This window comes from Maricaulis sp. B-26 (genome assembly GCF_056857855.1).
In genome coordinates this window covers 17,248-41,789 of sequence record NZ_JBSXNX010000027.1, presented here as the reverse complement: position 1 = coordinate 41,789, position 24,542 = coordinate 17,248, and the positions used below count along the sequence as shown (strand labels likewise).

General features: G+C 64.8%; 24 protein-coding genes and 1 tRNA gene. 11 read left to right on the top strand and 14 right to left on the bottom strand.

Annotation, left to right across the window (positions count from 1 at the left end; all coding sequences use genetic code 11):
- Position 1: 1 nt before the first annotated feature.
- The 3 genes from AC13HB_RS13805 to sfsA all read right to left on the bottom strand — a co-directional run bounded on the left by AC13HB_RS13805 (position 2) and on the right by sfsA (position 2,939).
- Positions 2 to 1,687 carry a M28 family peptidase gene (locus tag AC13HB_RS13805; RefSeq protein WP_482950357.1) on the bottom strand — a complete coding sequence of 562 codons (1,686 nt, stop codon included), beginning with the start codon at positions 1,685 to 1,687 and terminating at the stop codon, positions 2 to 4.
- A gap of 83 nt (positions 1,688 to 1,770) precedes the next feature.
- Positions 1,771 to 2,238, bottom strand: a complete 468-nt coding sequence (locus AC13HB_RS13800; RefSeq protein ID WP_482950356.1) for an acyl-CoA thioesterase — start codon at positions 2,236 to 2,238, stop codon at positions 1,771 to 1,773.
- Positions 2,235 to 2,939: a DNA/RNA nuclease SfsA gene (gene sfsA, locus AC13HB_RS13795; RefSeq protein WP_482950355.1), complete on the bottom strand. Its 705-nt coding sequence runs from the start codon at positions 2,937 to 2,939 to the stop codon at positions 2,235 to 2,237. Before sfsA ends, AC13HB_RS13800 begins: the two co-directional genes overlap by 4 nt.
- A gap of 90 nt (positions 2,940 to 3,029) precedes the next feature.
- Here sfsA and AC13HB_RS13790 point away from each other — a divergent pair, with 90 nt between their 5' ends.
- Both AC13HB_RS13790 and AC13HB_RS13785 read left to right on the top strand, forming a co-directional pair.
- A complete protein-coding gene (locus AC13HB_RS13790) occupies positions 3,030 to 3,812 on the top strand; it encodes a competence/damage-inducible protein A (RefSeq protein WP_482950354.1) in 783 nt (260 codons plus the stop codon).
- A 247-nt stretch (positions 3,813 to 4,059) separates the two neighbouring features.
- Positions 4,060 to 5,568 (top strand): vWA domain-containing protein, encoded by a 1,509-nt coding sequence (locus AC13HB_RS13785; RefSeq protein WP_482950353.1) that lies wholly within the window; start codon positions 4,060 to 4,062, stop codon positions 5,566 to 5,568.
- A 93-nt stretch (positions 5,569 to 5,661) separates the two neighbouring features.
- On the opposite strand, the gene AC13HB_RS13780 is transcribed toward AC13HB_RS13785, so the two are convergent.
- A tRNA-Leu gene (locus AC13HB_RS13780) sits at positions 5,662 to 5,746 on the bottom strand.
- Between the two features lie 18 nt (positions 5,747 to 5,764).
- Between AC13HB_RS13780 and AC13HB_RS13775 the strand changes: the two genes are divergently transcribed.
- Positions 5,765 to 6,250: a hypothetical protein gene (locus AC13HB_RS13775; protein ID WP_482950352.1), complete on the top strand. Its 486-nt coding sequence runs from the start codon at positions 5,765 to 5,767 to the stop codon at positions 6,248 to 6,250.
- A 280-nt stretch (positions 6,251 to 6,530) separates the two neighbouring features.
- On the opposite strand, the gene AC13HB_RS13770 is transcribed toward AC13HB_RS13775, so the two are convergent.
- A complete protein-coding gene (locus AC13HB_RS13770) occupies positions 6,531 to 7,058 on the bottom strand; it encodes an SgcJ/EcaC family oxidoreductase (RefSeq protein WP_482950351.1) in 528 nt (175 codons plus the stop codon).
- A 101-nt stretch (positions 7,059 to 7,159) separates the two neighbouring features.
- Between AC13HB_RS13770 and AC13HB_RS13765 the strand changes: the two genes are divergently transcribed.
- The gene (locus tag AC13HB_RS13765) at positions 7,160 to 7,978 is read left to right on the top strand and encodes a LytTR family DNA-binding domain-containing protein (protein ID WP_482950350.1); all 819 of its coding nucleotides are present in this window, start codon (positions 7,160 to 7,162) and stop codon (positions 7,976 to 7,978) included.
- A gap of 22 nt (positions 7,979 to 8,000) precedes the next feature.
- On the opposite strand, the gene AC13HB_RS13760 is transcribed toward AC13HB_RS13765, so the two are convergent.
- The gene (locus AC13HB_RS13760) at positions 8,001 to 9,302 is read right to left on the bottom strand and encodes a UDP-N-acetylglucosamine 1-carboxyvinyltransferase (protein WP_482950349.1); all 1,302 of its coding nucleotides are present in this window, start codon (positions 9,300 to 9,302) and stop codon (positions 8,001 to 8,003) included.
- 297 nt (positions 9,303 to 9,599) lie between these two features.
- On the opposite strand from AC13HB_RS13760, the gene AC13HB_RS13755 reads away from it, so the two are divergent.
- Positions 9,600 to 10,751, top strand: a complete 1,152-nt coding sequence (locus AC13HB_RS13755; protein WP_482950348.1) for a site-2 protease family protein — start codon at positions 9,600 to 9,602, stop codon at positions 10,749 to 10,751.
- Between the two features lie 3 nt (positions 10,752 to 10,754).
- Here the strand turns inward: AC13HB_RS13755 and AC13HB_RS13750 are convergent, their stop codons facing one another.
- The 3 genes from AC13HB_RS13750 to AC13HB_RS13740 all read right to left on the bottom strand — a co-directional run bounded on the left by AC13HB_RS13750 (position 10,755) and on the right by AC13HB_RS13740 (position 14,121).
- Complete coding sequence (locus tag AC13HB_RS13750; protein ID WP_482950347.1) at positions 10,755 to 11,471, bottom strand: PepSY domain-containing protein; 717 nt, start codon at positions 11,469 to 11,471, stop codon at positions 10,755 to 10,757.
- A gap of 54 nt (positions 11,472 to 11,525) precedes the next feature.
- Positions 11,526 to 13,640: a TonB-dependent receptor gene (locus tag AC13HB_RS13745; RefSeq protein WP_482950346.1), complete on the bottom strand. Its 2,115-nt coding sequence runs from the start codon at positions 13,638 to 13,640 to the stop codon at positions 11,526 to 11,528.
- 61 nt (positions 13,641 to 13,701) lie between these two features.
- On the bottom strand, positions 13,702 to 14,121 hold the full coding sequence (locus AC13HB_RS13740) for a hypothetical protein (RefSeq protein WP_482950345.1): 420 nt from the start codon (positions 14,119 to 14,121) through the stop codon (positions 13,702 to 13,704).
- 115 nt (positions 14,122 to 14,236) lie between these two features.
- Here AC13HB_RS13740 and AC13HB_RS13735 point away from each other — a divergent pair, with 115 nt between their 5' ends.
- Positions 14,237 to 14,860, top strand: coding sequence for a DNA-3-methyladenine glycosylase family protein (locus AC13HB_RS13735; protein ID WP_482950344.1), 624 nt, complete (start codon positions 14,237 to 14,239; stop codon positions 14,858 to 14,860).
- A 155-nt stretch (positions 14,861 to 15,015) separates the two neighbouring features.
- On the top strand, positions 15,016 to 15,978 hold the full coding sequence (locus AC13HB_RS13730) for an NAD(P)H-dependent flavin oxidoreductase (RefSeq protein WP_482950343.1): 963 nt from the start codon (positions 15,016 to 15,018) through the stop codon (positions 15,976 to 15,978).
- A gap of 9 nt (positions 15,979 to 15,987) precedes the next feature.
- Here AC13HB_RS13730 and AC13HB_RS13725 read toward each other — a convergent pair whose 3' ends face one another.
- Positions 15,988 to 16,644: an HAD hydrolase-like protein gene (locus tag AC13HB_RS13725; protein WP_482950342.1), complete on the bottom strand. Its 657-nt coding sequence runs from the start codon at positions 16,642 to 16,644 to the stop codon at positions 15,988 to 15,990.
- A gap of 137 nt (positions 16,645 to 16,781) precedes the next feature.
- On the opposite strand from AC13HB_RS13725, the gene AC13HB_RS13720 reads away from it, so the two are divergent.
- On the top strand, positions 16,782 to 17,549 hold the full coding sequence (locus AC13HB_RS13720; protein ID WP_482950341.1) for a hypothetical protein: 768 nt from the start codon (positions 16,782 to 16,784) through the stop codon (positions 17,547 to 17,549).
- Positions 17,550 to 17,603: 54 nt separating this feature from the next.
- Here the strand turns inward: AC13HB_RS13720 and ald are convergent, their stop codons facing one another.
- Positions 17,604 to 18,722, bottom strand: a complete 1,119-nt coding sequence (gene ald, locus AC13HB_RS13715) for an alanine dehydrogenase (RefSeq protein WP_482950340.1) — start codon at positions 18,720 to 18,722, stop codon at positions 17,604 to 17,606.
- A 205-nt stretch (positions 18,723 to 18,927) separates the two neighbouring features.
- On the opposite strand from ald, the gene AC13HB_RS13710 reads away from it, so the two are divergent.
- Entirely contained in the window at positions 18,928 to 19,404 is a 477-nt protein-coding gene (locus tag AC13HB_RS13710; protein WP_482950339.1) for an Lrp/AsnC family transcriptional regulator, read from the top strand.
- Between the two features lie 30 nt (positions 19,405 to 19,434).
- Here the strand turns inward: AC13HB_RS13710 and AC13HB_RS13705 are convergent, their stop codons facing one another.
- On the bottom strand, positions 19,435 to 19,794 hold the full coding sequence (locus AC13HB_RS13705) for a group I truncated hemoglobin (RefSeq protein WP_482950338.1): 360 nt from the start codon (positions 19,792 to 19,794) through the stop codon (positions 19,435 to 19,437).
- A 131-nt stretch (positions 19,795 to 19,925) separates the two neighbouring features.
- Here AC13HB_RS13705 and AC13HB_RS13700 point away from each other — a divergent pair, with 131 nt between their 5' ends.
- Positions 19,926 to 20,618: a winged helix-turn-helix transcriptional regulator gene (locus AC13HB_RS13700; RefSeq protein ID WP_482950337.1), complete on the top strand. Its 693-nt coding sequence runs from the start codon at positions 19,926 to 19,928 to the stop codon at positions 20,616 to 20,618.
- 60 nt (positions 20,619 to 20,678) lie between these two features.
- Positions 20,679 to 21,140: a preQ(1) synthase gene (gene queF, locus AC13HB_RS13695; RefSeq protein WP_482950336.1), complete on the top strand. Its 462-nt coding sequence runs from the start codon at positions 20,679 to 20,681 to the stop codon at positions 21,138 to 21,140.
- A gap of 108 nt (positions 21,141 to 21,248) precedes the next feature.
- Here the strand turns inward: queF and AC13HB_RS13690 are convergent, their stop codons facing one another.
- Positions 21,249 to 22,436 carry an OprO/OprP family phosphate-selective porin gene (locus AC13HB_RS13690; protein ID WP_482950335.1) on the bottom strand — a complete coding sequence of 396 codons (1,188 nt, stop codon included), beginning with the start codon at positions 22,434 to 22,436 and terminating at the stop codon, positions 21,249 to 21,251.
- A 27-nt stretch (positions 22,437 to 22,463) separates the two neighbouring features.
- Positions 22,464 to 24,428, bottom strand: coding sequence for a methyl-accepting chemotaxis protein (locus tag AC13HB_RS13685; protein WP_482950334.1), 1,965 nt, complete (start codon positions 24,426 to 24,428; stop codon positions 22,464 to 22,466).
- Between the last annotated feature and the right edge of the window lie 114 nt (positions 24,429 to 24,542).

Sequence of the window (24,542 nt, the reverse complement as noted above, 5' to 3'; positions counted from 1 at the left end):
ATTATTCGCTGTCGCCGGCGAAGAGATTGCCGAAGAAGCTGTCTTCATTCCATGCCGGCCGTTCGTCGCTATCGGCGATCTCGCGGGCGATCATGTAGTTGATGTTGGCGAATTTGGCGCCCTGCTCGAACAGCACTTCCAGTTCGCCGTCCAGCTGGTCCGTCTGGCGGTGATAGTGTGTCGTCAGGAAGCCCATGAAGCCTTCGCCCTCGTCCCAGCGCGGATCCGGCGAGGAAAAGCCCGTCATCAGGAAGAGCGATGGCACGCCTTCGCGCACGAAGTTGTAGTGGTCCGAGCGCACGAAGAGGGATTGTTCCGGGATCGGGTCTTCGCTGACCTCGATGTCCAGCTGCGCAGCTGCACGCGTCGCGATCGGGCCGAGATTGGAGTGGTCGGACCCGAAGGCCACCACGTCGGCGAAATCATAGACGATGACGGGCATGTCCAGATTGACGTTCGCCACCATCTGCTCGGCCGGAACCGTCGGATTGCGCGCGAAGTGCTCGGAGCCCAGCAGGCCCTTCTCCTCGGCGGCGAGCGCCACGAAGAGGATGGAGCGGCGCGGCGTACCCTCTTCGAGGAAGGTGCGGGCCGTCTCCAGCATGATCGAGACGCCGGACGCATTGTCGACGGCGCCGTTGCAGATCTGGTCTTCCTCGTCCGAGGAGCGGCAGGAGCCGCGGCCGCGCATGTCTTCGGTGATCTCGCCGATATGGTCGAGGTGCGCCGTCAGGACGACGATTTCGTCGGCCAGTTCCGGATCGCTGCCGCGGATCATGCCGACCACGTTGGGGTCGGTGAAGGGCTCCGAGAGGGTGCGCTGGCGCATGGTCACGGTGTGCGGCAGGTCGAAGGTCGGGACGACAGGGTTTTCTTCGTCAGACATCGCGGCCCGGACATCTTCCAGGCTCATTTCCGCGCCCTCGAAGAGGCGCGCGCCGAGGTCCGCGCCGACCGTGGCACTTACGGCAATCTGTTCGTAGGCGGACGGGCCGGTCGCGGCCGTCAGCTGGGTGGCGGGCAGGCTCATGAAGTTTTCCGCGATCGCGGCGAGGCGCTCCTGCGGCCAGCTGTTCACGCTGATCATGCCGACAGCGCCGTGCGCTGCGGCGACGGCGCGCTTGGTCGCGGTGGAGCCGTGGTGGGCGCGTTCCTCGCTGAGCCCTTCGAAGACGTGCTCCGGCACGCCGCCCATCATGACGACGATTTTTCCGTCGACATCGACATCGGCGTAGTCGTCATAGTCCTGGTCGTCGGCGGAGACGCCGTAACCGACGAAGACCAGCTCGCCCGTGGCCCGGGATTCCAGCTGGATCGGGTTGGTCCCGATGATCACGCCTTCGCCCTGGGCCATCTCCTCGCCGTCGAAGATGAAGCGGCCGTACTCGGCATCGGGCCGGATGTCCTGCATCGGGACGTCGGCGAAATAGGAGCCGTTATCGCCGGCCGGCTCGAGGCCGAGCAGGCGCATCTGGGAGGCGACGTAATTGGCAGCGATCTCGTATCCGTCCGAACCGGCATCGCGGCCGGCCATGTAGTCGGTGGACAGGAAACGGATGTGCGCCTCGATATTCTCCGCGCTCACATTCGGCGTGAAAGCGGCGGTTTCGGCATCGCCGGTGCCGGTCGGGACGTAATCACAAGCGACGAGGGCCAGGCCCGCAAGAGCCGGGACGAGATACTTCATGTTGGGCCTCCCCCAGATGAGACAGTCTTTGCAGTAAACGCGAACTATAGGGGGATGGCCGGTCCGGACAATGAAGCGCCACGTTAATTTTCAGTCAGGAGCGCTTCGGCCACGCAGGGTTTGACCTGGTAGTGGGATTTGAGCGCCTGCGACATCCGCGCCGGACGGCCGGTCGAGAGCTGGAAACAGACCAGCGTGGTGACGGCCCTGAAGACCGTGCTGCCGTCGGAGGCCTTGCGGAACTGGTAGCGGCGTTCCGCGCGCAGGCGTCCGTCGGATTTGGTGATCCAGACGGCGCAGTCCAGTTCGTCGCAAAGCCGGACGTGACCGAGATAGTCCGCCTCGGTCCGCATGATGGCGATGCCGCGATCGTCCTCGGCGCAATCCTCCATCCGGTAACCGGCATCCACCCAGTGCGTCCAGGCGGCTTGGTCGGCCCATTCCAGATAGCGGGCATTGTTGGCGTGGCCGAAGGCGTCGATCGCGTCTTCGCCGACCGTGATGCGGTGGACATAGGGCTCGGGCAGGTCCCAGCCGTCATACTGCGTCATGACAGGTCCACCTTCATGGGCTGCGTGATCTCGATGGCGTCGGTGCGGACCTCGCAGGCATAGGCGAGGACCTCCACACCAGCGGCCGCCGCGTCGCGCAGCGCCTGTGCATAGACCGGGTCGATATCCTCTGCGGGCCGGAGCGTGTGACAATCGCAGCGCTGGACCACGAAGAGCTGGACCGCCCGGTCGCTGGCCTCGACCCGGGCTGTGAGCTCGCCAAGATGCTTGGCGCCGCGCGAGGTCACGCCGTCGGGGAACTCCGCGATGCCGGGACCGCGCTGCCAGTGCACATTTTTCACCTCCACCCAGCACGGCGCCTTGCCGGCGTGTTCGAGCAGAAGGTCGATGCGGGAATTCTCGCCATACTTCACTTCGCGGCGCAGACTGTCATAGCCGGTCAGCTCGGCGATGCGACCGGCATTCACGGCTTCCTCGGCGAGCGCATTGGCGAGGTTGGGCAGGGCGCCGATCAGCGTGCCTTCCGCCTCGACGATCTCCCAGGTGTATTTCAGCTTGCGCTTGGGGTTGTCCGAGGGCGAGAGCCAGACCGGCAGGCCGGGTTCCTTGATTCCGGTCATGGCGCCGGTATTCGCGCAATGGGCGGTCACGACCTCACCGGTCTCGAGTTCGACATCGGCGAAGAAGCGCTTGTAGCGCTTGACCAGGCGGCCGGGGATGAGCTCGGTCGGGAATTTCATGGCGTGACGCTCGGCTTTGCGTTGAGGGCTTGGACTTCGGGGCTTTCGCCTCATATACCCGGTCGCAGGCATGATTTAAGGAAGAATCTCATGGGTGAAACTAGGCGCGTGACCGCTGCCGTCCTCCTGATCGGCGATGAAGTCCTCTCCGGACGGACGCAGGACAAGAACCTCCAGCAGATCGCCCGCTTCCTCGCGCCGCTCGGCATCAACATCGTCGAGAGCCGCACTATTCCGGACATCGAGGACGAGATCGTCGAGGCCGTGAATGCCCTGCGCGCCAAGGTCGACTATCTCTTCACCACGGGCGGTATCGGCCCGACCCATGACGACATTACCGCCGACAGCATCGCCAGGGCCTTCGGCGTCGGTATCGATGTCCGCGAGGATGCGCTGGAGATCATCGAGGAATGGTACGCCAAGACCGAGACTCCGGTGACCGAGAGCCGCAAGCGCATGGCGCGCATTCCGGACGGCGCGAAACTGATCGACAATCCGGTCACGGGTGCTCCGGGCTTCCAGATGGAAAACGTCTTCACCATGGCCGGCGTGCCGTCCATCGTCGCCGGCATGCTCAATGATATCGACCACCGGCTCGAGCACGGCGCCGTCACCGTCTCGCGCTCTGTGAAGGGCGACAATCTGCGCGAGGGCGAGATCGCGGAGGCGCTGGGCGAGCTGCAGGACAAGTATGACCAGGTCGCGATCGGCTCCTATCCCTATTTCCTCGAAGTGAAGGCGGGCGAGATCAAGCGGGGCACCCATCTTGTCGCCCGCTCCACAGATACCGAAGCGCTGGACGCGGTGATCGAGGCCATCGCCGGGATGGTCGAAGAACTCGGCTACACGCCGCGGATCGATCCGGAAAGCTAGTCGGCAAAAACCCTCTGCCTCCTAATCGCCCCGATTTCGTCCTTTCGCCGTGCCCTTTTGCGCGCATAAGGTGTGCGGGACGGGGGATGAGAGACGGGAAGGGGATCTCATGAGACATGTTTTGCTCACCGGGTGTGCGTGCCTGACCATGGCCGCCTGCATGGCCACCTCGACGGACGAGGAGGTGATGCCGATACCGTCTTCGCCGCCCCCGCCTGCACCTCCGCCGCCGGCCGCGGAGTATGCGATGGCCGATATGGTCACGGTGACGGGCAGCCGGATCAGCCCGATGATCCGGCCGGAGGCCGAGCCGGTCGTCGACAGGGAACGCTATTCCGATGAAGACCCGAACCCGGTCATGGTCACCGCCGAGGACCCGGTCTCCACCTTCTCCATCGATGTCGATACGGCGAGCTATGCGCTGGTGCGCAACAGCCTGATCGACCGCAACCAGATGCCGCCGACCGATGCCGTGCGGATCGAGGAGATGATCAATTATTTCGACTATGACTATGCGCTGCCGGAGGGGCCGGAAAACCCGTTCGCCATGCATGTCACGGTCACGCCCAATCCCTGGAACGAGGCGACGCAGCTGATGCATGTCGGCATCCAGGGCTATGACATCATTCCGGACGAGCGGCCGCGGGCCAATCTCGTCTTCCTGATCGACGTGTCCGGGTCGATGAATGCGCCGGACAAGCTGCCGCTGGCCGTACAGGCCATGCACATGCTGGTCGACGAGCTGGAGCCGGACGACACGGTCGCCATCGTCGTCTATGCGGGCGCAGCCGGTGCCGTGCTGGAGCCGACCGAGGCGCGCGATGCTCGCGAGATCCACCGCGCGCTCGACCGTCTCAGCGCGGGCGGTTCGACCGCCGGCGGGGCCGGTCTGGCGCTGGCCTATGATCTCGCCGAGCGCAATTTCGACGAGGACGCCGTCAATCGGGTCATGCTGCTCACCGACGGCGATTTCAATGTCGGCGTCACACAGGACGAGCGGCTGGAGGATTTCGTCGCCCGCAAGCGCGAGAGCGGTATCTATCTTTCCGTCATGGGCTTCGGTCGCGGCAATTACAACGACCGCATGATGCAGACCATCGCCCAGGCCGGTAACGGCACGGCGGCCTATATCGACAGCCGCCGCGAGGCGCGCCGCATGCTGGTCGAGGAGAGCTTTTCCTCGCTCTTCCCGATCGCGAACGACGTGAAGATCCAGGTCGAGTTCAATCCGGCCCGCGTCGCCGAATACCGTCTGATCGGATACGAGACGCGCATGCTGGAGCGGGCCGATTTCAACAATGACGAAGTCGATGCCGGCGAAATCGGGTCGGGCCATTCGGTCACCGCTATCTACGAGATCGCGGCGCCGGGCTCGGAAGGCGTTCTGACCGATCCGCTGCGCTATGGAAGCGGGCCGCAGGCCGGGCCGGAAACGGATGGCGAATACGCCTTCCTGCGCCTGCGCTACAAGCCGCCCGGCGAAGACGAAAGCCTGCTGATGGAGCGCCCGATCACCGATCTGGACGCGGTCTCCGCCTTCGACGCAGCCCCGCAGGAGGTCCGCTTCTCGGTCTCCGTCGCCGGTTTCGCACAGGCGCTTCGCGGCGATCCCTACCTGTCCGACGATTACGGCTGGGATGCGATCTCAGAGGATGCCCGCGCTGCGCTGGGGCCGGACGAATTCGGCTACCGCGCTGAATTCCTCGACATCGTCGAGCGGGCCGCCCAGGTCGAGCAGGGCTCGCCGAAACCCTGATGCATCAGAGGTGGCCGGCGGGTGAAAACCCTGCTGGTCACCGCCCGTCACCTGGGCCCGTGCAGTCAAACTGTCATAGGGATCTGGGCGAATTGGTGGCCCCTCCCGGACTCGAACCGGGACGCCCGAAAGCCACTGATTTTAAGTCAGTTATGTCTACCAATTCCATCAAGGGGCCGGAGGTTCGACAGCAGTAATGTCAGAACACAAAGAAGGGAAGTGGGGAACGTCACCCACCATCCTCGATCTCATAGAGGCTCAGAAATCGTTCGCGTTCACGAGTGCTGCATTTCACCATGAGCAGGCGTTGATGTCGGTGAAGGAAAGCTGCCGGGTGGTAATGCTGTTTGGTGTTGGCGGTCTATTGGGCGTGTCGGCGATCTTTCAAGCGGACCTCATAGAGTGCCGAATTCTCTTGGCGTTGCCGGCCTTGTTGTTCGCAGCAGTAGCAGGGACCGGCTTCTGGGCGAGCTATCATTTGTTGGCAATGTATCACGCAGGTGCCCGTGATGTGTTCACCACCAGCCATCGCGAATATCAGAACTGGATGATGGATGTGGCGGGGGCCCTTCGCAAAGACGATCCAAAAGCAATATTCGAGGTAAGAGACCCCCCGAACCCATCGACCTCCCAGATAAGTTGTTCAAAGCCGCTCAAGATTGGAGAGACTGGGCAGTTGTAATTGGAGCGGCAGGCCTGCTCATAACTGTGGGGATTGTTTTGTGGCCTGCGGAAAGCTTCGCAGCTTTAAGCGAGTAACCAGCGATCAGTTGTTGGGCGGTAGCGACCGCAGATGTGTGACGCCTCCCGCGATCGCGCCCCGACCGCCGGTACTTCCCTCCGCCCGCAGTCTTGGCGTCGGGGCTTGTACGCAAGTTCAGGCGAGTGATGCATTCGCCACCCCCAGCTAACGAGCGACGGCGGACTGGTCAGAGCTTGTCCGCCGCGCCCGTAAGACCGCTCTATCGCGCGTCCATGATGGCAGTGTGACCGATCTTCCAGCCGTCTTCCGTGCGGCCGAGAACGAGATGGAAGTGCGTGCGTCGCGCCGCTTCGCCTTCATTGCGGGAAACGCCGCGATGGCTGTCCGTATACATGTGGATGACGGCGGCATCGGGGCCGATGAAGCGGACCGAGATCATGCGCATGAGCTCGGCTTCCTCGCGCGAGACTTCCGGCGAGAATCCGGGGAAGAGACGCTCGCCGACGAAGGTTTCCAGCGCGTCGCGGCCACGAAACATGCGGGCATAGGCGTTGATCCATTCCGTATCCGCGGTGTGAAGGGCTGCAACGCGGGTGGTATCCTGTTCCGACCAGGCGGAGCGGTATTCCTCCATGAACGCTTCCATCTCCGCGAGGCGGTCCGGCGTGGTATCGCCGAGCGCGGCGAATTCAGGGATTTCGCGCCGTTCCTGGGCCAGGGCCGTGCCGGTCGCGGCGGTGCCGGTCAGGATGAGGGGGAGGAGAAGAAGGGCGGTAATGGTACGCATGATTGATGCCTCTGGTTTCGATTGACTAGGATTGCCCGCCGGGGCGTGGCAGACGCTGTTTGCGCCGGCGCGGACCGCCATGGCCAATGAGAGATCGTGAAATGTCGCAGCCTGTCGCAAACGGTCCGGAGCGCCGCTGGACGGGGCTTGCCGCCTATCTGGCCGGCGTGGCCGCGCTTGCAGTGGTCCTGACCTTGAGCGGTGCTTACGACACGGACGGTCTGGGGGTGGCGCACCGGCTGGCCCTGTGGCTGGTGGTCGGCGGATTGCTGGTGGGGCAGGTCGTTCTGATCGAACGGGCCCTGACGCAGCTATTGCCGCGCCGCGCGGCGTTCCGGCTCGTCTCGGGTGTCCTGTCGCTGGCGGCGACGCTGGTGCTGATCACGTTCGAGATGGACTGGCTCAAGACCACGCCGCTCCTGCCCAAGGCGCGCGATCCGTTCTGGGAATTCCTCATCTTCCTCGCCCCGCTCGTTGGCGCGCTCGGCGGCTTCGTGCTGTTCCTGCGCGCGCTCGCAGGCATCGGACCGGAGACGCTGGCCGACAAGGCCGAGGCGGCGATCGAGCTGATCGCGACGCGGCCGGTCATTGCAGGGCTGTTACCGGCGCCGAAAGGCGGGACGGACGAATTCGAACGCTGGCCCGCAGGCCGCGTCCTCTTTGTCCATGCCAATGACCATTATCTCGATGTGCAGGCCGAGACGGGCCGGGCCTTCGTCCGCGGTCGCATGCGCGATGCCGTGGCGCGCTTGCGCGGCGAGGGCGGGCTGCAGATTCACCGCTCCTGGTGGGTGGCGCAGGATCAGATCGCGCGGATCGAGCGCGACGGCCGGGACCATGTTGCCCTGCTTCAGGACGGCCAGCGCATTCCGGTCGGCCGCTCGCGTCTGCGCGAATTGCGGTCTCGCGGCCTGGTCTGAGAAATTCGTGAGTCGGGAGGCGTTACTCGCCCTCGACCCACTCAACCTGCGCGCCGAGGCTTCGGAGGTTTTCCACGAAGTTCGGGTGCGCGCGGCGGATCGGGTCGGCGTGGCGGATCAGGCTTTCGCCCGGGCAGCGGGCGGCGACCATGAAGAGGGCGATGATGACGCGGATGATGTAGGGCGCATCGACGCTCGCCGCATGCAGCGTGGTGTTGCCGTGGATGATGGCGCGGTGCGGATCGCACTGGGTGATGCGCACGCCGAACTTGGCCAGTTCCGGCAGCCAGGCGAGGGCGCCTTCATAGACCTTGTTCCAGATCAGCACCTCGCCGTGGCAGCACGCTGCCAGCGCGGTGAAGGGCGGCAGCAGGTCGGCCGGGATATAGGGCCAGGGCGCAGCCTCGATCTTCGGCAGGAGCTGGGGCGTGTGCGGCTCGGCGATATTGAGCGTCTGACCCGCCCGGACCAGTGAATATTCGCCGTCGTCCTCGACGATCACGCCGAGCTTGCGGAAGGTGTCGTTGATCAGCGGGAAGTGCTGTTTCACGCGGTTGAGCACGCGCACTTCGCCGCCTGTGGCGGCGCCGATGGCGAGGAAGGTCATGATCTCGTGGTGATCGTCGCCGACCGCATAGGTGCCGCCCTTGAGCGTGCGCGATCCCTTCACCGTCAGCTTCGACGTGCCGACGCCCTCGATCTCCACGCCCATGCCCTGCAGCGCAACGCAGAGATCCTGCACATGCGGCTCGGCGGCGGCATTGTTGATCGTGCAGACGCCTTCGGTGACGGCTGCCAGCATGAGGAAGTTCTCGGTCGTGGTGACCGAGGAATATTCCAGCCAGATATCGCAGGCGTCCGGCTTGTGGCCGAGCGAGAAGGTGGTCGGCGAGAAGCCGGAAACCTCGACGCCGAACTTGCGGAAGACGTGCACGTGCGGGTCGATCTCGCGCATGCCGAGCGAACAGCCCTTGGAATCGGTCTCGAGGCGAACCTCGCCGAGACGGTAGAGCAGGGGCGCGATCAGCAGGACGGCGGAGCGGATGCCCGAGGGCAGGGCCCAGTCGCCGGCGGTTTCGGCGGTGACCGCCTGGCCGGACATGTGGATCTCGCCCTTTTCCTTGTCCCAGTCGATCTTCACGCCGATCGAGCGCAGGAAGTCGGTGATCTTGGCGACGTCGGTAATGTCGGGAACATTGGTCAGCGTGACCGGCTCGTCGGCGAGCAGCGAGGCGCAGAGCAGTGGCAGGACGGAATTCTTGTTGCCCGACGGGTGGATGGTTCCGGAAAGCGGATGTCCGCCGTGGATCAACAGGTCTGCCATGTATTCGGCTCCGGTTCTAAGCGCTCGCAGGCCTGGCCGGCAGGTCTGCTGGGTACGGTCACAGAGGACGGTCGCACGCGATTTCCAGGACACGGGAATGACGGTCGTATCGGGTTCGGTCGCGGCCGGTCTTGCTGCGGTGGTGTAGACGAGGGCGTTTTGCGGGGCAAGCAGGGCATCATTGTGACCCGGACCTGTCCGCAAGCGGGCCTTTGTCCGGCCATTCAGAGGGGCAAAACGCACGGGTGCGATCAGGGTGCTCTCGCCTATCGGAGCGCTCTCGCCTAAAGTCGCGGCATGCGGCCCTACATCTTCTCCTTCCGGATCCGAGGCGTCGTCGTGCGGGCGGAACCGTCCTGGCTTTTCCTGGCGCTGCTGGTCGGCTGGTCGCTGGCGTCCGGCTTCTTCCCCGGACTGGAGCAAAGCTTTACGGGCACGACCTATATCGTCATGGCGGTCGCCGGCGTTCTGGGGCTGACCTTCTCCATTATCGCGCACGAGCTCTCGCACACCTTCGTCGGCCGCGCTTTCGGCATGCCGATCAATCACGTCACGCTCTTCCTGTTCGGCGGGGCGGCAGAGCTCGAGGCCGAGCCGACCGATGCCTATCAGGAACTCCTGATGGCGCTGGCCGGTCCAGCGATGAGTGTCTTCCTGTCGGTGGTTTTCGGGCTGGCGTCCGGGCTGGTGACGACGGGTACGCAGATCACGCCGGTCGCGCTGGTGCTGTCCTATCTCAGCCTGATCAATCTCATCCTCGCCATATTCAACATGCTTCCGGCCTTCCCGCTTGATGGTGGCCGCGTCCTGCGGGCGATGATCTGGATGTTCATCAAGGACCAGTTCGCCGCGACGCGGATGGCCAGCCGGGCCGGCGAAGCCTTCGGCATCGTCTTCATGGTGATGGGGGCTTTCGTCCTGCTTGCCGCCGGTTCGATCGCGGGGGCGTGGTGGGTGCTGATCGGTTTCTTCCTGCGCAATGCGGCCATCGCCTCGCGCGTGCAGATGGAAACCCGGAGGGCTCTTGCCGGTGTCCAGGTCGGCGATCTGGTGTCACCCGCCTTCGAGACCGCCGATGCCGGTCTCAGCGTTGCGGATTTCATCCGCTCAAAACTCGTCATGCATCATCGCGACTGGCTGCCCGTGGTGCGCAGCAATGGCGAACTGGTCGGCGGTGCGGGCGTGGAGGATGCGCGGGCGGTGGCCTCAGACGCGCGTGCTTCGACGCCGCTCGGCGAGATCGCAGTCTCCCCGCGCGAGGTCGAGGTCGTCGCGCCGACGGACGGGGCCGATGCGGCTTTTCTGCGCCTGCAGAGGCAGCATCTCGACCGCGTCTATGTGGTGGATCGCGGGCGTCTCATGGGCGTGCTCGCGCTTTCCGACCTGACGGCCTATGCGCGCATGCACACCCTGTTTTCCGACGCCCGCTTTCACGAAAGCGGCAGCTGAGCCTTAGCGGCGGGTGGAGGGCCAGAATTTCCACTGCATGCGCTGCACCGCGAGGACCACGCCCGTGATGCCGAAGATCAGCGCGATGATGCTGGTCACCTTGATCCACCAGGAATTGAAGTTCTCGCGAGTGGACCAGTCCATGATGTGCAGGCCCCAGAAGAAATCGAAGACCCGCCACATCGTGGTGCGTACGGCGCGAAGCTCGCCGGTCTGGCTGTTTATGTAAAACGTGGTCGGAGGGGTATCCTCGCCCGCCTCGAAATCGATCCGCCAGGCGGGGACGCCGAGGCCCGCTTCGCGCGGCGGGGTGTCGAGCCATTCCTGGGAAATGACCTCGCCGAGACCGGACTGGCGTGCCTGTGCGATCGACAGGGCGAGGGCTTCGGGAACCGGAGACAGGCTCTCGCCGGTGCGGGCATCCATCATGAGCGGCCCGTCGGCCGTCTCCAGGCGCCAGACCGGTTCGCCGGCAAGCGTGCCTGTGCGGGCCGAAAGGACTTCGGTTCCGGCACTCGACAGGATTTCCGGAAGCGGGAGGGTTTCCCCGACCCAGGCAATGCTCTCGCGCGGTTCAGGCGTCCGCAGGTGTTCGCCGCGAACCTCCTCGATCGGAACGATGACCATGACCAGGCCGGAGAGCAGCCACAGCATGACCTGACCCCCGACAAAGATACCCAGCCAGAGATGAATCTTGCTCATCATCCGAAACAGCTTCATTGCGTCCCTCCAAGGCGTCCGGGCGGCGTTGCGCCGCCGCCCGGCAATATCCGGTCAGCCGCGAATAGTCAGCCTGATGCCGAAACTGCGGCCGGGACCCGGCAGGCGTTCCCCTACGCCGACATCGGATCCTGTATTGCGGTTATAGCCCGCGAGGTGGCGACGATAGGCATGATCGAGCAGGTTTTCGAGACCCGCCGACAGATGGACCTGCTCCGTGACCTGCCACTGGCCGCTCAGATTGATCAGGACATGGCCCGGCGTCGACGCTTCCGAATTTGACGCCGCGACCCGGTCCTGCTCCGCGACGGCCAGCGTTTCCAGGGTCGCGGACCATGATCCGGTCTCATAGGTCGCGGCCAGACGCAGGTTGGGCGGGGTGATCCGGTAGAGCGCGTCGTCGATATCGCGGCGCTCGCCCTCGACCCAGGAGGCCACGCCGTCCAGTCGCCAGCGCGCCGACATGCGCAGGCCGAAATCGACATCCAGGCCCCACAGGTCTGCATCGGTATTGCCGAAACGCAGGGGCGTCGGATCGCCATTCATGGCGGAGACCATCTCGACCGGGCTGTCGGTCACGCCCGGCGTCGCATCGAATAGAACGCCCTGGATGTAGTCGTCGATACGCCGATAGAAGACGGTCGGGCGCGCGTAGGCGCGCGCGCCGGACCAGTCGAGGCCGGCTTCCGCGATCCAGGCCGTCTCCGGGGCCAGCCCTGCCTCGCCGACATAGGTATTGCCGTCTGCGAGCCCGCCGCTTGCCGGTGTGGGCAGCCAGGCGAAGCGCTCGACATGGGTCGGCACGCGGGTCTTGCGGGCGAGAGTGACGCGCAGCGTGGTGCGCTCGCTCACCGGGCGCCAGAGACGGGCGACGGCATCGACTGTCATGTCCTCGGTCTCTCGCCCGGACATGTTGAAGCCCATGGCCAGCATCCCCGGCATCGGCGGGACGGCGCTGCCGGTCGAGGCCGTGCCGGCCGTAGCGTTGTGCCGATCGATCCTGAGGCCCAGCTCGCCCTGCCAGATGCCCGTATTGCCTGTCCATTCGGCGAAGACCCCGAAGCGCGAGATGCCGATATCCGGGAAACTGGTCAGGAAGAAATCCGCATTGGCCGGGTTGGTGATGGTCACGTCGTGATCGGCCTGCTTGCCGTCCATACCCAGGCGGATATCGCCGCCCAGCAGGGGATGCGTCACGTCCACACCGGCCGATCGCGTCGTCGCATGGGCATAGGTCTCGCGATACATCCTCATCGAGGCCGGGGCCGGGCGCAGGTCGAAATTATTCATCGCATGATCGACATCGCTCCAGGCGGCGAAGGCGTTGACTACGGTCTCGCCGAACGCACTGCGCCAGGTCCCGCGCGCCACGTCCGTATCGAAATAGCGGATATCCATGGCAAAAGGCGGATTGCCCGTGGGGCCGGTTTTCTGTCGTCGCAGGTCGAGCCCGAATTCGTGATCGCCCGAGCGCGCGCCGAAGCCGAGACCGACGACATCGCGTTCATGACGCGAACCGCCGATCGTGCCGCCGGGGAAATCGATATCGCCCCCATCCTCGTGCGAAGCCAGAACGTGCAGGCGCATCGCACGGTTGGCGATGCCGGCAATGCCGCCGACGGCCAGGCTTTCATCGGTCGAGCGCCAGCCTGCGGAGAGGTCGTAGCGTAGGGAGAGGTCGGAGGAGTCGGTGAAAGCCACCCGTTTGAAGACGGCATCCACACCGCCGGCGAGCCCCGGCCCATGCCGGACCGGGCTGACGCCGCGGGCGACTTCCACCCGCTCTATCAGGACGGGGGGCGCATAGTGCAGGGGCGGGTCCATGAGATTGGGACCGCCGGATGCGAAGTTCATCCCGTCGATCCGGACATTCACGCGCGGGCCGAACAGGCCGCGATACTGGACCTGGCCGGACAGGGCGCCATTGCCGATGGCTGCGGTGCCGGGAAGGCGGGCGAGAATGCCGGCCGTATCGGGGCCTGACGGGGCCGCACCGGCCGGATCGATCCGGTCCGTGCCGATGGTATCCGTCCTGGGGCCGCGCACGGTGATCACGTCGAGCAGGGGATCGGCCGCCGCCTGGGCGAAGGAGGCAGGGCTGACGACGATCGTCGTGGAAAGCAGGGCGAGGGCGAGCGAGCTCGCCGAAGCAAGATGGACGCGTTTCATGACGCACACTCCTTGGCCGCCCGGCAGGGCGGCTGACTGACACAATTCGGGTTTCGGGATGTCAGGCTGTGTGCGGCGGAGCGCGGGCGGGCGGCCTTGCGGCGAAGGCGCGGATTGCGTGATGCGACCCGTACGGCGGCAGACCGGGGCCGGTCTCGATCTGCGGACGCAGGAGAACTGGCGGTACGGGCAGAATGCCCAGAGCGGCGGAGGTCGCGGCGAAAGCACAGCTGCGATCCGGTCCGGACATGTCTGCGTCCGGCGCGGCTGGCGCGTCGCGAATCTCGCCCGTGTCCAGATCGAGCCAGCGCTCGGTCGCGCCCCGTCCGGTACAGAAGACGACCGAGAAGCTGCCCGTGACGCCGTCCCGGCCCAGCATATAGCCGTGCGGCAGGCAGGCCTGGGTCCCGGCGGCCAGAAGGGCGAGCGCCATCACAAGCTGCGCGAAGGCAGTCCGGCCATGTCGCAGGATCATCATCATGATCGTGCAAGTATCAGCGGCGGCCCGTTTGCGCCATGCGACAATCGCAGCAGTTCGGGGCACGGGGCGCAAGAAACGGCTTTTCCGGCGCAGCGTGCGGTTCTAGCGTGTCCGCATGTCCCAGCACGCCGTTCATGCCCATCTGCTCGCGGAAGCCGAACCGCTCTTTCCCGAGTTGCACGCCGCCCTGCTTCGCCTCGGCCCCTTGTCCTTTCCCCGGCGCGATACAGTGCCCTTTCCCCAGTATCTCTGCCGGGCCATTGCCGGCCAGCAGATATCGGTGAAGGCCGCGAGCAGTATCTGGAGCCGCGTCGAAGCGAGCGCCGGCGAGCGCTCACTGCTCGAGCATTTCAGGCCGGAGAATACGGACAGTCTGCGGGCGTGCGGGCTGTCGGGTTCCAAGACACGTACCATCATTACCATCGCCGAGACGCACCGCGATCAGGGGCTGGATGCCGAGGCGCTGCGGGCGCTTTCACCGGAAGAACGGGCCACGCGCCTGACCGAGATCTGGGGCGTCGGGCAATGGACGGCGGACATGATGAACATGTTCTATTTCGGCGAGCCGGACATCTGGCCGGACGGGGACGTCGCAGCGCGCAAGACGCTGGAGCGGCTGACCTCGAAGCGGCGCAAGACGGTGCGCACTGCCGAGCGTTTCAAGCCCTATCGTTCCTGGCTGGCGCTCTATATGTGGGCCCATGTCGATGCGCCGCCGGATGGCAAGGCGGCGGTCTGAAAACAGGCCCGGTCGTATCGCCGCAAATTGACGCATACGTCACTCCACTCCGGCCTCGACATCGCATACCGGGCTCTCTAATTTTCCTGAACGCTGTTTACCCCCGTGGCCGCAAGAAGCCATGCGGGGCAAGGTCGATCCAGAGGGGAGTTCCCATGTCCGAACCTGAAGTTCTGAAAGGCCGTTTGCGCCTGCCCGTTTTCGGCTCGCCGCTTTTCATCATTTCCAATCCGGACCTCGTGCTCGCCCAGTGCAAGGCAGGCATTGTCGGGTCCTTCCCCTCGCTCAATGCGCGGCCGGTGAGCCAGCTCGATGAATGGCTCGACCAGATCACCTCCGAACTGGAGAGTTACAACCGCGCCAATCCGGACAACCCGGCCGCGCCTTTCGCTGTGAACCAGATCGTTCACCGCTCGAACGACCGGCTCGAGGAAGACCTCGCCCTCTGCGAAAAATACAAGGTGCCGGTCGTTATCACTTCGCTGGGCGCGCGCGAGGAATTGAATCAGGCGGTTCAGGGCTGGGGCGGCATCACGCTGCACGATGTGATCAACCAGAAATTCGCCCACAAGGCGATCGAGAAGGGCGCAACCGGCCTGATCTGCGTGGCGGCGGGGGCCGGCGGCCATGCCGGTGCGCTGTCGCCCTTCGCCTTCATCGCCGAGACCCGCGCCTGGTTCGACGGTCCGATCCTGTGCTCCGGCGCCATCTCGACAGGTGGCGGCGTCCTTGCCGCGCAGGCCATGGGTGCGGACTACGCCTATATCGGCTCGGCCTTCATCGCGACCGAAGAGGCGCGTGCCGAGGAGAGCTACAAGCGGGCCATCGCCGAAGGCGGCGCCGAGGATATCGTTTACACCAACCTCTTCACCGGGGTTCACGGCAATTACCTGCGCGGCTCCATCGAGGCCGCCGGTCTCGACCCGGACAATCTGCCGGAGAGCGACCCGTCGGCCATGAATTTCGGTTCGGGCGGCGGTTCCAAGGCGAAGGCCTGGCGCGATATCTGGGGTTCGGGGCAGGGGATCGGTTCGGTCAAGGGCGTCCGTCCCGCCGCCGACTATATCGCCGAGCTTGCCGCTGAATACGAGGCGGCCAAGGCACGCGTCTGCGGGTGATGCTAGCCGTCAGGCGCGTCGCGTCGCCTGTCCGTTGAGCGGAATGGCCGACGCGATCGCTTCAGGCTGGTCGAACAGATGATCCGGCGCATGATCAGCGAGGATGTCGCGCGTCGCAAAACCCCAGCTCACAGCGCCGCAGGCGCAGCCGGCTTCGCGGGCGGCTTCGAGATCGCGGACCTCGTCGCCGATGCACAGCGTGGTTTCCGGCGACGCGCCGGCCTTGCGGATGACCTTGCGGAAGACCGAGGCCTTGCCGAACAGGGCCGCGCCGCAGGCGAACTGTCCGAAGCGGCCGGCCAGATCCTGTCCCAGCACTTCGCGCACGGCGACTTCGCCGTTCGAACTCACCAGGGCAAGCTCGGTCCCGCGCTCGGCCAGTTCGTGGATCAGCGGCGCGATTCCCTCGAAGAGATGAATCTTGTCGACATTCTCGGCGGCCCGTGCCCGCACATCGGCGGCGATGAACGGGATCTTCCATGTGGGGATGGAAAGCTCGTCCATGATCGCCTTCGGCGTCAGGCCGCGCAGCGCCTCCGCCTTGTCCTCGCAGATCGGCGGCAGGTTGTGCTTGTCGACAACCTCTCCCAGCGCCGAACGGAACCAGGTCAGGCTGTCGGCAAGGGTGCCGTCGAAATCGAAGATGATCAGGTCGTAGCGTGCCAATCTGTCCCCACTGGTTTACGCACCCTGTCCGATGCTTTCAGCGATTCTCCCGCGGGAGCACCCGCAATTTTGCGAGGGCTTGATCTGTCGTGGTGCGCGAGGCGTACCATTCGCATGTGACAGCAGGGAGTCCACCTATGGCAAGTGGAAATGGTTTGCGCAGTCTGGCGCTCCTGACGGGAGCCTTCGCCCAGATCGTCTTCGGGGCGCTGCCCTTCGTCCAGGAATGGAGCGAGACCGTAGCGAGCCGCTCCAACGCTATCCCGACTTTGATCACGCCGGCCGGCTATGCCTTTGCCATCTGGAATATACTCTTTCTGGGGTGCGTGCTGTTCGCCCTCTATCACCTTTTCCGGCAGGGGCGGGCGTCGCTGGCGCGGATCGGCTGGCCGGCAGCCGCAGCCTTCTGGGGCAATGCGCTGTGGGAGGTCGTGGTCCCGCTCGACGGGTTCGGGCTGGCCAGCGTGGCGATTATCGGCGCGATCTGGATTTCGCTCGCGATGCTGCTCTTCCAGGCGCAGGCCGTTACCGGCGCGTCGCTCGCCGACAGGATCGCCCGCGCGCCGCTCTTCGCCCTAGCGGGCTGGGTTACGGCAGCCCTGTATGTAAACATTCTCGTGGCGGCGACATCGATGGGTCTGCCCTGGCTGGGATCGGGCGCCACCGGGCCGGCAGTTGCCATTCTCGCACTCGCCACGCTCACGGCCGGCTGGTTGAGCTGGCGGACCGGCTCGCTGCTCTATGCGGCGGCTTTCGGCTGGGGGCTGGTCGCGATCCGGGCCGCCAATCTGTCCGGTTCGCCGTCGCCCGCGAACGAACTGATTGCCGGACTTGCCCTGGCGGCGATCGGGATCGTCATCCTCGGACTTGCAGCAGGCTGGATACGACGCTTGCGGCAGCGCTGAAACGAAAAGGCCCCGTTCCGGCGGAACGGGGCCTTCTTTCGAACTGTGTCGCGATCAGATGCTGGTGAGCCAGTCCGGCTTCACGAAAGGCATGTCCAGATCGTCGGCGACCGGCTTGTAGCAGATCTCGCCTTCGGCGGTGTTGAGGCCGCGCGCGAGGTGCGGGTCGTCGTTGAGCGCCTGCCTGGGGCCCTTGTTGGCGATGGCCAGGCCGAAGGGCAGGGTCGCATTGTTGAGCGCCACGGCCGAGGTGCGGGCATAGGCGCCCGGCATGTTGGCCACGCAGTAGTGGACCACGCCGTCGATGATGTAGGTCGGGTCGTCGTGCGTGGTCGCCTTGGACGTCTCGAAACAGCCGCCCTGGTCGATGGCGATGTCGACGAGCACGGCGCCGTCCTTCATCTCCTTGAGCATTTCACGGGTGACCAGTTTCGGTGCTGCAGCGCCCGGGATCAGCACGGCACCGATAACGACGTCCGCATCCTTGACGGCCTGCTCGAGCGCCGCCTGGGTGGAGTAGGCGGTCTTTACCGCGCCGGCGAACTGTTCGTCGATCTCGGCGAGGCGCTTGTTGGACCGGTCGAAGACGGTCACGTCGGCGCGGGCGCCGATGGCCATTTCCGCCGCATGGGTACCGGCAACACCGCCGCCGATGATGACGACGCGGGCCGGCAGCACGCCCGGCACACCGCCCAGCATCAGGCCGCGGCCGCCCTGGGCCTTCATCAGGCAGTGGGCGGCGACCGAGACGGACATGCGGCCGGCGACCTGGCTCATCGGGGTGAGCAGGGGCAGGCGGCCGTCATTGTCGGTGACGGTCTCGTAGGCGATGGACAGGCAGCCGGCCTTGCGCAGGCCTTCGGCCTGGACGCGGTCGGCGGCGAGGTGGAGATAGGTGTAGAGCGTGTGGTGAGGACGCAGCATCGCCGTCTCGGACGGTTGCGGCTCCTTCACCTTGACGATCAGCTCGCCTTTCTCGAACACGGATGCCGCGTCGGGCAGCACGGTGGCGCCGGCGGCGATATAGGCCTCGTCGCTGAATCCGATCCCGTCCCCGGCCGTTGTCTCGACATAGACCTCGTGCCCGTGGCGCACGAATTCGGCCACACTATTGGGGGTCAGACCGACGCGATACTCGCGGACCTTGATCTCCTTGGGGACACCGATGCGCATGTTTGTTTCCTGTCTGCTCGCTATTGCGCAAGACGCTGCGGAGAATCTTCGACGCCGCCACGTTTGCGCGAATGAATTTGACAATCCCGTCGGGCTGTGTGAATTATCGTGCGCCAAACGGTTTCGGCGGCGATGTATATACGTCGTGCGCGCGGAAATCCACAATGATCTGCGGCGATGCGATTAATCCGGGGAAGGGTGTTTCATGCGTCTGGACAGTGTCGACATCTCCATTCTCACGGAGCTTCAGGAACATGGCCGTCTGACCAATGCGGAACTGGCGGAACGTGTCGGGCTATCGGCCTCGGCCTGCCACCGGCGCGTGAAGGCGCTGGAGAGTGCGGGTGTCATCGACCGCTATGTGGCCATTCTATCCGAAAAGGCTCTGGGCCGCGGAATCACGGTTTATGTCCAGGTCACGCTCGACAATCAGAAGCGCGAAACGCTCGTCGGCTTCGAGGAAGCGGTCGAGCATGTGCCGGAAGTCATGGAATGCTATCTGATGAGCGGCGATGCGGACTATCTCGTCCGCGTCCTGGTGCGCGACGCCAATGATTACGAGCGCGTCCACCGGGAAGTCCTCTCGGGCCTTCCCGGCGTGGCACGCCTGGTCTCCAGCTTCACCATTCGCCGCGTCTTCTCCCGCACGGCGATGCCGGTGCCGGAAATCGTCAGCGTCTGACTCAGGGCATCCGCCCTCGCGTCTGCGGGGCTAGACGTGCATGACCTCGCCGCGCATCGAGAACAGGATGGCGAGCGTTTCCTGCTTTTCCGCCTCGCCGATGCCGTTCTTGTCCAGCGCGGCCATGGCGTCGTCGAGGGCGGCGACGAATTCCTCGCCATTGATGTTCATGCCCTTGTGGACGGACACCATGTCCTTGCCCTTGTAGATTTCGGGGCCGCCCGAGCCGGTGATGAAGAACTCCGCAACGGTCCGTTTGAGAGCGGCTTTGTCGGAGTTTTCGAAGCGCGCCGCGATGAGCGGGTTTTTCGCGTGAAGTTCGACGAGATCATCGGCGATACGCGTGATCCCCTCAGTGCCGCCAAGGCGATCGTACAGGCTCTGTCCCATGAAAACCTCTCTGTCCGGTTTCGTAACAGGGAGAGAGGCTAAGGTGCCGATTCCGGGCTGCATAGTTCTAAAAGTGAACTTGAGGAATTGTTCAGCTAGAATAAAGCTGCAGGCATTGGGGAGAAGACACCATGCCGGATTACAGACAATTCTGCCCGGTGGCCATGGCCGCCGAGGTGTTGTGCAGGCGTTGGACATTAATACTTCTACGGGAACTGATCGCGGGCTCCACCCGCTTCAACGACCTGCGACGCGGTGTGCCGCGCATGTCGACAGCCGTGCTCTCGCGGCGGCTTCGGGAGCTCGAGGCGGCAGGCATCGTCACGCGGTCGCGCTGCGGCGCCGGCGGGGTTCACGAATACCGGCTTACCGCTGCGGGCGAGGACCTGAAATCGGTCGTCGAGGCGGTCGGCTTCTGGGGGCAAAGATGGGTGGATGCGGATCTGTCGCTGGAAAAGCTCGATGCGTCCTTGTTGATGTGGGACATGCGGCGCAATCTCGTTCCCGATCCCTTGCCCAAGCGGCGTAGCGTCATCCAGTTCCATTTCGACGGCAGCCCCACGGGCGACGCGGACTGGTGGCTGATCGTCGATGCCGACGGCGAGGTGGATCTATGCTCGATCGATCCGGGCTTTCCGGTGGACCTTCTGGTTCGCGTCCCGCTGCGAGAGATGACCGCGATCTGGATGGGGCTGTCCGAAATCGAGGCCGAGCGTGCGAGCGGCCGGCTCCGGACGGACGGAGACCCGGCGATCGACGGCTGCATGTCAGACTGGCTGGGCCGCTCGCCCTTCGCCGCCGAGGCCAAACTCGCCGCGGTCTGAGGCAGCGCCTGCAGCAACTCCGGACTTGCCGGGCCGGGGCTTCACCGCTAAGTGCGCGTCATGACCGATAACCGCTACGACAATCTCGGCCAGCTCGGCGCGACAACGCCGCTGCCCGACAATCCCGAGACCGCCGAACTCGAGCGCGTGGCGAATCCGTGCGACGCGCCCTATATGGCGCGCTTCGTCTGCCCGGAATTCACCTCGCTCTGCCCGGTGACCGGTGCGCCGGACTTTGCCCATCTCGTGATCGACTATGTGCCGCGCGACTGGATCGTGGAGTCGAAGTCGCTCAAGCTCTATCTCGGCAGCTTCCGCAATCACGGTGCCTTTCACGAAGCCTGCACGACCGGTATCGGCCAGCGCCTGGTCAAGGAACTCGACCCGGTCTGGCTGCGCATCGGCGGCTACTGGTATCCGCGCGGCGGCATTCCGATCGACGTCTTTTTCGCGACCGGCGAACCGCCGGCCGGCGTCTGGATCCCCGACCAGGACGTACCGCCCTATCGCGGGCGCGGCTGATCCCGCGCGTCCAGGCGGGCATCCCGGACAACAAGAAAGGCGCGGCAGACAGTCTGTCACGCCTTTCTTCTCTGGTCCGACAGCCCCCTGCCGACCGGAAAAATTCGATCAGAAATCCAGCTGGAGACGCATCTGCACGGTGTCGCTGGTCTCGGTATAGGCCGGCGCGCTGTGCTCGGAGGTGACATAGTTCAGCATCAGGCGGGCATGACGTTCCAGGTGCCAGTTCACGCCGGCGCTGAAGGAGTCGATGTCGCCAAGGCCGGCATCGCCGAGATCGGCGTGGTCGAGTCGTGCGACGATCTGCCAGGCGCCGGGGCCGCCGTCGGAGATGGCCGCGGCCGGCGTGATGCGGTTGAACGAGCCAGACGATGTCTTGTAACCGCGGGACTCGCCGGTCAGGAACCAGCCACCCTCGATGAAGGCCGTGTCGAAGGCCGGATTGCCGGCAGGGCCGTCCAGTTCGAGGCGGGAGATTTCGCTGTGGACGTGGAAGGGACCGCGAATCCAGGCGGCTTCCAGACCGAGATAGTCGGAGCTGTCGGCTTCGCCGAGCGCGGCGCCGGTGCGATAGTCGGCGGCGGCGAAGCGGTTGGACAGGTGCGCCTGCGGATAGACGCGGACTCGCGTGCCGCCGTCATATTCCGTTCCCCGCCAGGAACCGCCCAGATGGATGCGGTTGCCGTCGATCTCGCGCGACCAGGTCACGCGCAGCGCTGCAGCACTGGAATCGTCGGTCTCGCGGAAGGCGAAATTATTGTCCATCGGTGCGCCGAACAGGCCTGCGGCGACGGTGAAATCGCTGCCCGACCAGAACCAGGCGGCGCCGATGCGGCGGCCCAGACCGAACAGATCGGTACCCATGGAGCGTTCCATGAAGGAGCCGTAGCGCGAGGAGGTCTGCTCCTCGAGCGAGTTCATGGTCTTGAAGTAGCCGAACTGGAAGCTGCCGAACTCGGTGGCGTAGCGGACGAGCAGGTCGTTCGTTTTCACGTCGTCGCTGGCGAAATCGAACTCGGCCACGAATTTGAGCGGGCCGCGCTCGGCCTGCACGCCGAGGCGTGCGGTGCGAAACTCGTCGTCATCGGTCGGCGCGCCGGTCAGCGGGCTGGACCAGTCGATATCGGCGACGTCGTAATAGACGCGGCCGCGCAGGCGGATTTCCGTATCCGAGGCTTCATGGGTGACGACCGGACCCGGCGCCATGGAAAAATCCCAGTCTTCGGCCTGAACCGGCAGGGTGAAGGCGAGGGGAAGCAGGGCGGCAGCTGTGGCCGTGCTGAGGAAGTTGCGCATGGTTCTGTTTCCTTGCATCGGGGCGGGCTATGCGGCCCGGATCTTGTCGAGGAACCCGGTGAGAGTCGATTTCAGGCGTTCGGCATCGCTGGTTACGCTGCGCGCTGCGTCGAGCACCTGGCTGGCGCCGGTATCGGTCTCGCGGACATTGTCCGTCAGGGCGGAAATGCTTTCCGTGACCTGCGCGGTGCCGTCCGCAGCCTGCGATACGCTGTTGGCGATCTCGCTCGCCGCGGCATCCTGCTGCTCGACCGCCGAGGCGATCGCCGTCGCGCCCTCGGACACGCGGTCGATCATGCCTGTCATCGTGGTGATCGCCGTAACGGCCTGGTCGCCGCTCTTCTGGATGGCATCGATCTGGTCGGCGATATCCAGCGTGGCTTTCGCTGTCTGGTCGGCGAGCGCCTTCACTTCCGAGGCGACGACGGCGAAGCCCTTGCCGGCATCGCCCGCGCGCGAGGCTTCGATAGTCGCGTTGAGCGCGAGCAGATTGGTCTGTTCCGCGATCGACTGGATCAGGGTGACTACATCGCCGATCTTGACCACCGCATCGCCGAGCCCGGTCACGGTCACGCGCGTGACTTCCGCTTCCTGGACGGCATTGCGGGTCAGTTCCTGTGAATCGGTCACCTGACGGTTGATTTCGCGAATGGAGGAGGTGAGTTCCTCGGCGGCCGAGGCCACGGCCTGGGTGTTTGCCGAGGTTTCCTCCGCCGCGCTGGCGACGATCGCCGAGCGTTCGCCGGACTGTTCCGCAGTGCTGCGCAGCTGGGCGGCGACCGCGCTCATATTCTCGGCGGCCGTGGCGACGTCCTTCGCGATCGTGCCGACCTGGGCGTCGAACTCGTCGGCCATCTGGTGCATCAGGCGGCGCTTTTCTTCCGCGTTGCGGGCCTCCGTCTCGGCCTGCTCGGCGGTGAGACGGTCCATCTCCTCCTTGTTGCGCTTGAAGACAAGGACCGCGGCGGCCATGCGACCGATCTCGCCGCCTTCGTCCTGTGCGGGAACATCGAGGTCGGTGCGGCCACCGGCCAGCTCGCCCATGGCATCGGTCAGGCGGGTAACCGGGTTGGCGATGGAACGTCCGACCCACCAGCAAAGGGCGCCGGCGACAAGAGCGATAGCGACAACCATGGTCAGGGTAATCATGCGGATGCGCTGACGCTCTGCTTCAAGCGCCGCCATGGCCGCATTGCCCTCAGAGTGTGCTCTTTCGAGCATAACGTCGAAGTCCGGCTCCATCTCGGCGAAGATTTCGCTCATCGCGCCAATTGTCTCGTTCAGTTGAAGCCGGTTTTCCGCCCAGGCGTGAAATCCGCGCGAATAGGCCTGCATGAGCGCGCGTATTTCGGCGATGTCCGCAGCCGGATAGTCGCGCGTGTCAAGCATAGCGTCGAATTCCGCGATACGCATATCGTGGCGTTCGATATAGCGGGGCTCGATGCGAAGCATGAAATCCTTCTCGTGCCGGCGCATCATCAGCATCAGGACGGTCAGGCCGTCATCGCCGAACACGGCGAGGCGGTCCTCGACATCGCGCACGGCACTGCGGAGCTCTCCCTGCAGACCGTCTTCATGCGTCAGGCCAAGTTCAATCTGCTCTGCTACGACGCGGCGAAAGGCTTCCCTGTGACGGGGCAGGTTGCCCTGAAGGCGCTCGACAGCCGTGGTGATTTCGGCGGGAGCCCCGAGCGAGCGAATTGCCTCGAGGTTGGCGGCAACGACATCCGCATCGGCTTCGTAACGATCCAGATAGCTTGCATCGCTGCGGAGCAGGAAGTCCTTTTCGCGCCGCCGCATCTGCAGGGCGCCGATCTCCGTTTCCATCGCCAGTCGTTCGATCTCGGCGAAGCGCTGCTGAGAGTCGAGTGCCCGACTGGTGCTGTTGTCGCTGTACCAGAGCGTGGCAGCGAGCGAGATGAGCGTAAAAGCGATCAGGCCACCCAGGAGGCCAATTCGTGCATAAACAGAAAGAGCTTTGATCCCTTGCATGCGTCGTCCCTCGTTTTTTCTAACGCTGGAAGTGCACGTCGAATACCTCCAGGCCTTAATAATCGCGGTCGGAATGGGGATAAGCTGCTCGGATCGATAGTTGTTTGAAATGAG

What these genes read in the sequence shown, in the direction of transcription:
- AC13HB_RS13790 (WP_482950354.1), top strand. Translation starts at nt 3,030, where the DNA reads ATGGGTGAAACTAGGCGCGTGACCGCTGCCGTCCTCCTGATCGGCGAT.
- AC13HB_RS13740 (WP_482950345.1), bottom strand. Translation starts at nt 14,121, where the DNA reads ATGATGATGATCCTGCGACATGGCCGGACTGCCTTCGCGCAGCTTGTG.
- AC13HB_RS13755 (WP_482950348.1), top strand. Translation starts at nt 9,600, where the DNA reads ATGCGGCCCTACATCTTCTCCTTCCGGATCCGAGGCGTCGTCGTGCGG.
- AC13HB_RS13775 (WP_482950352.1), top strand. Translation starts at nt 5,765, where the DNA reads ATGTCAGAACACAAAGAAGGGAAGTGGGGAACGTCACCCACCATCCTC.
- queF (WP_482950336.1), top strand. Translation starts at nt 20,679, where the DNA reads ATGACCGATAACCGCTACGACAATCTCGGCCAGCTCGGCGCGACAACG.
- AC13HB_RS13685 (WP_482950334.1), bottom strand. Translation starts at nt 24,428, where the DNA reads ATGCAAGGGATCAAAGCTCTTTCTGTTTATGCACGAATTGGCCTCCTG.
- AC13HB_RS13690 (WP_482950335.1), bottom strand. Translation starts at nt 22,436, where the DNA reads ATGCGCAACTTCCTCAGCACGGCCACAGCTGCCGCCCTGCTTCCCCTC.
- AC13HB_RS13765 (WP_482950350.1), top strand. Translation starts at nt 7,160, where the DNA reads ATGTCGCAGCCTGTCGCAAACGGTCCGGAGCGCCGCTGGACGGGGCTT.
- AC13HB_RS13760 (WP_482950349.1), bottom strand. Translation starts at nt 9,302, where the DNA reads ATGGCAGACCTGTTGATCCACGGCGGACATCCGCTTTCCGGAACCATC.
- AC13HB_RS13800 (WP_482950356.1), bottom strand. Translation starts at nt 2,238, where the DNA reads ATGACGCAGTATGACGGCTGGGACCTGCCCGAGCCCTATGTCCACCGC.
- ald (WP_482950340.1), bottom strand. Translation starts at nt 18,722, where the DNA reads ATGCGCATCGGTGTCCCCAAGGAGATCAAGGTCCGCGAGTATCGCGTC.
- AC13HB_RS13735 (WP_482950344.1), top strand. Translation starts at nt 14,237, where the DNA reads ATGTCCCAGCACGCCGTTCATGCCCATCTGCTCGCGGAAGCCGAACCG.
- AC13HB_RS13700 (WP_482950337.1), top strand. Translation starts at nt 19,926, where the DNA reads ATGCCGGATTACAGACAATTCTGCCCGGTGGCCATGGCCGCCGAGGTG.
- AC13HB_RS13730 (WP_482950343.1), top strand. Translation starts at nt 15,016, where the DNA reads ATGTCCGAACCTGAAGTTCTGAAAGGCCGTTTGCGCCTGCCCGTTTTC.
- AC13HB_RS13710 (WP_482950339.1), top strand. Translation starts at nt 18,928, where the DNA reads ATGCGTCTGGACAGTGTCGACATCTCCATTCTCACGGAGCTTCAGGAA.
- AC13HB_RS13705 (WP_482950338.1), bottom strand. Translation starts at nt 19,794, where the DNA reads ATGGGACAGAGCCTGTACGATCGCCTTGGCGGCACTGAGGGGATCACG.
- AC13HB_RS13805 (WP_482950357.1), bottom strand. Translation starts at nt 1,687, where the DNA reads ATGAAGTATCTCGTCCCGGCTCTTGCGGGCCTGGCCCTCGTCGCTTGT.
- AC13HB_RS13750 (WP_482950347.1), bottom strand. Translation starts at nt 11,471, where the DNA reads ATGAAGCTGTTTCGGATGATGAGCAAGATTCATCTCTGGCTGGGTATC.
- AC13HB_RS13785 (WP_482950353.1), top strand. Translation starts at nt 4,060, where the DNA reads ATGGCCGATATGGTCACGGTGACGGGCAGCCGGATCAGCCCGATGATC.
- AC13HB_RS13745 (WP_482950346.1), bottom strand. Translation starts at nt 13,640, where the DNA reads ATGAAACGCGTCCATCTTGCTTCGGCGAGCTCGCTCGCCCTCGCCCTG.
- AC13HB_RS13770 (WP_482950351.1), bottom strand. Translation starts at nt 7,058, where the DNA reads ATGCGTACCATTACCGCCCTTCTTCTCCTCCCCCTCATCCTGACCGGC.
- AC13HB_RS13720 (WP_482950341.1), top strand. Translation starts at nt 16,782, where the DNA reads ATGGCAAGTGGAAATGGTTTGCGCAGTCTGGCGCTCCTGACGGGAGCC.
- sfsA (WP_482950355.1), bottom strand. Translation starts at nt 2,939, where the DNA reads ATGAAATTCCCGACCGAGCTCATCCCCGGCCGCCTGGTCAAGCGCTAC.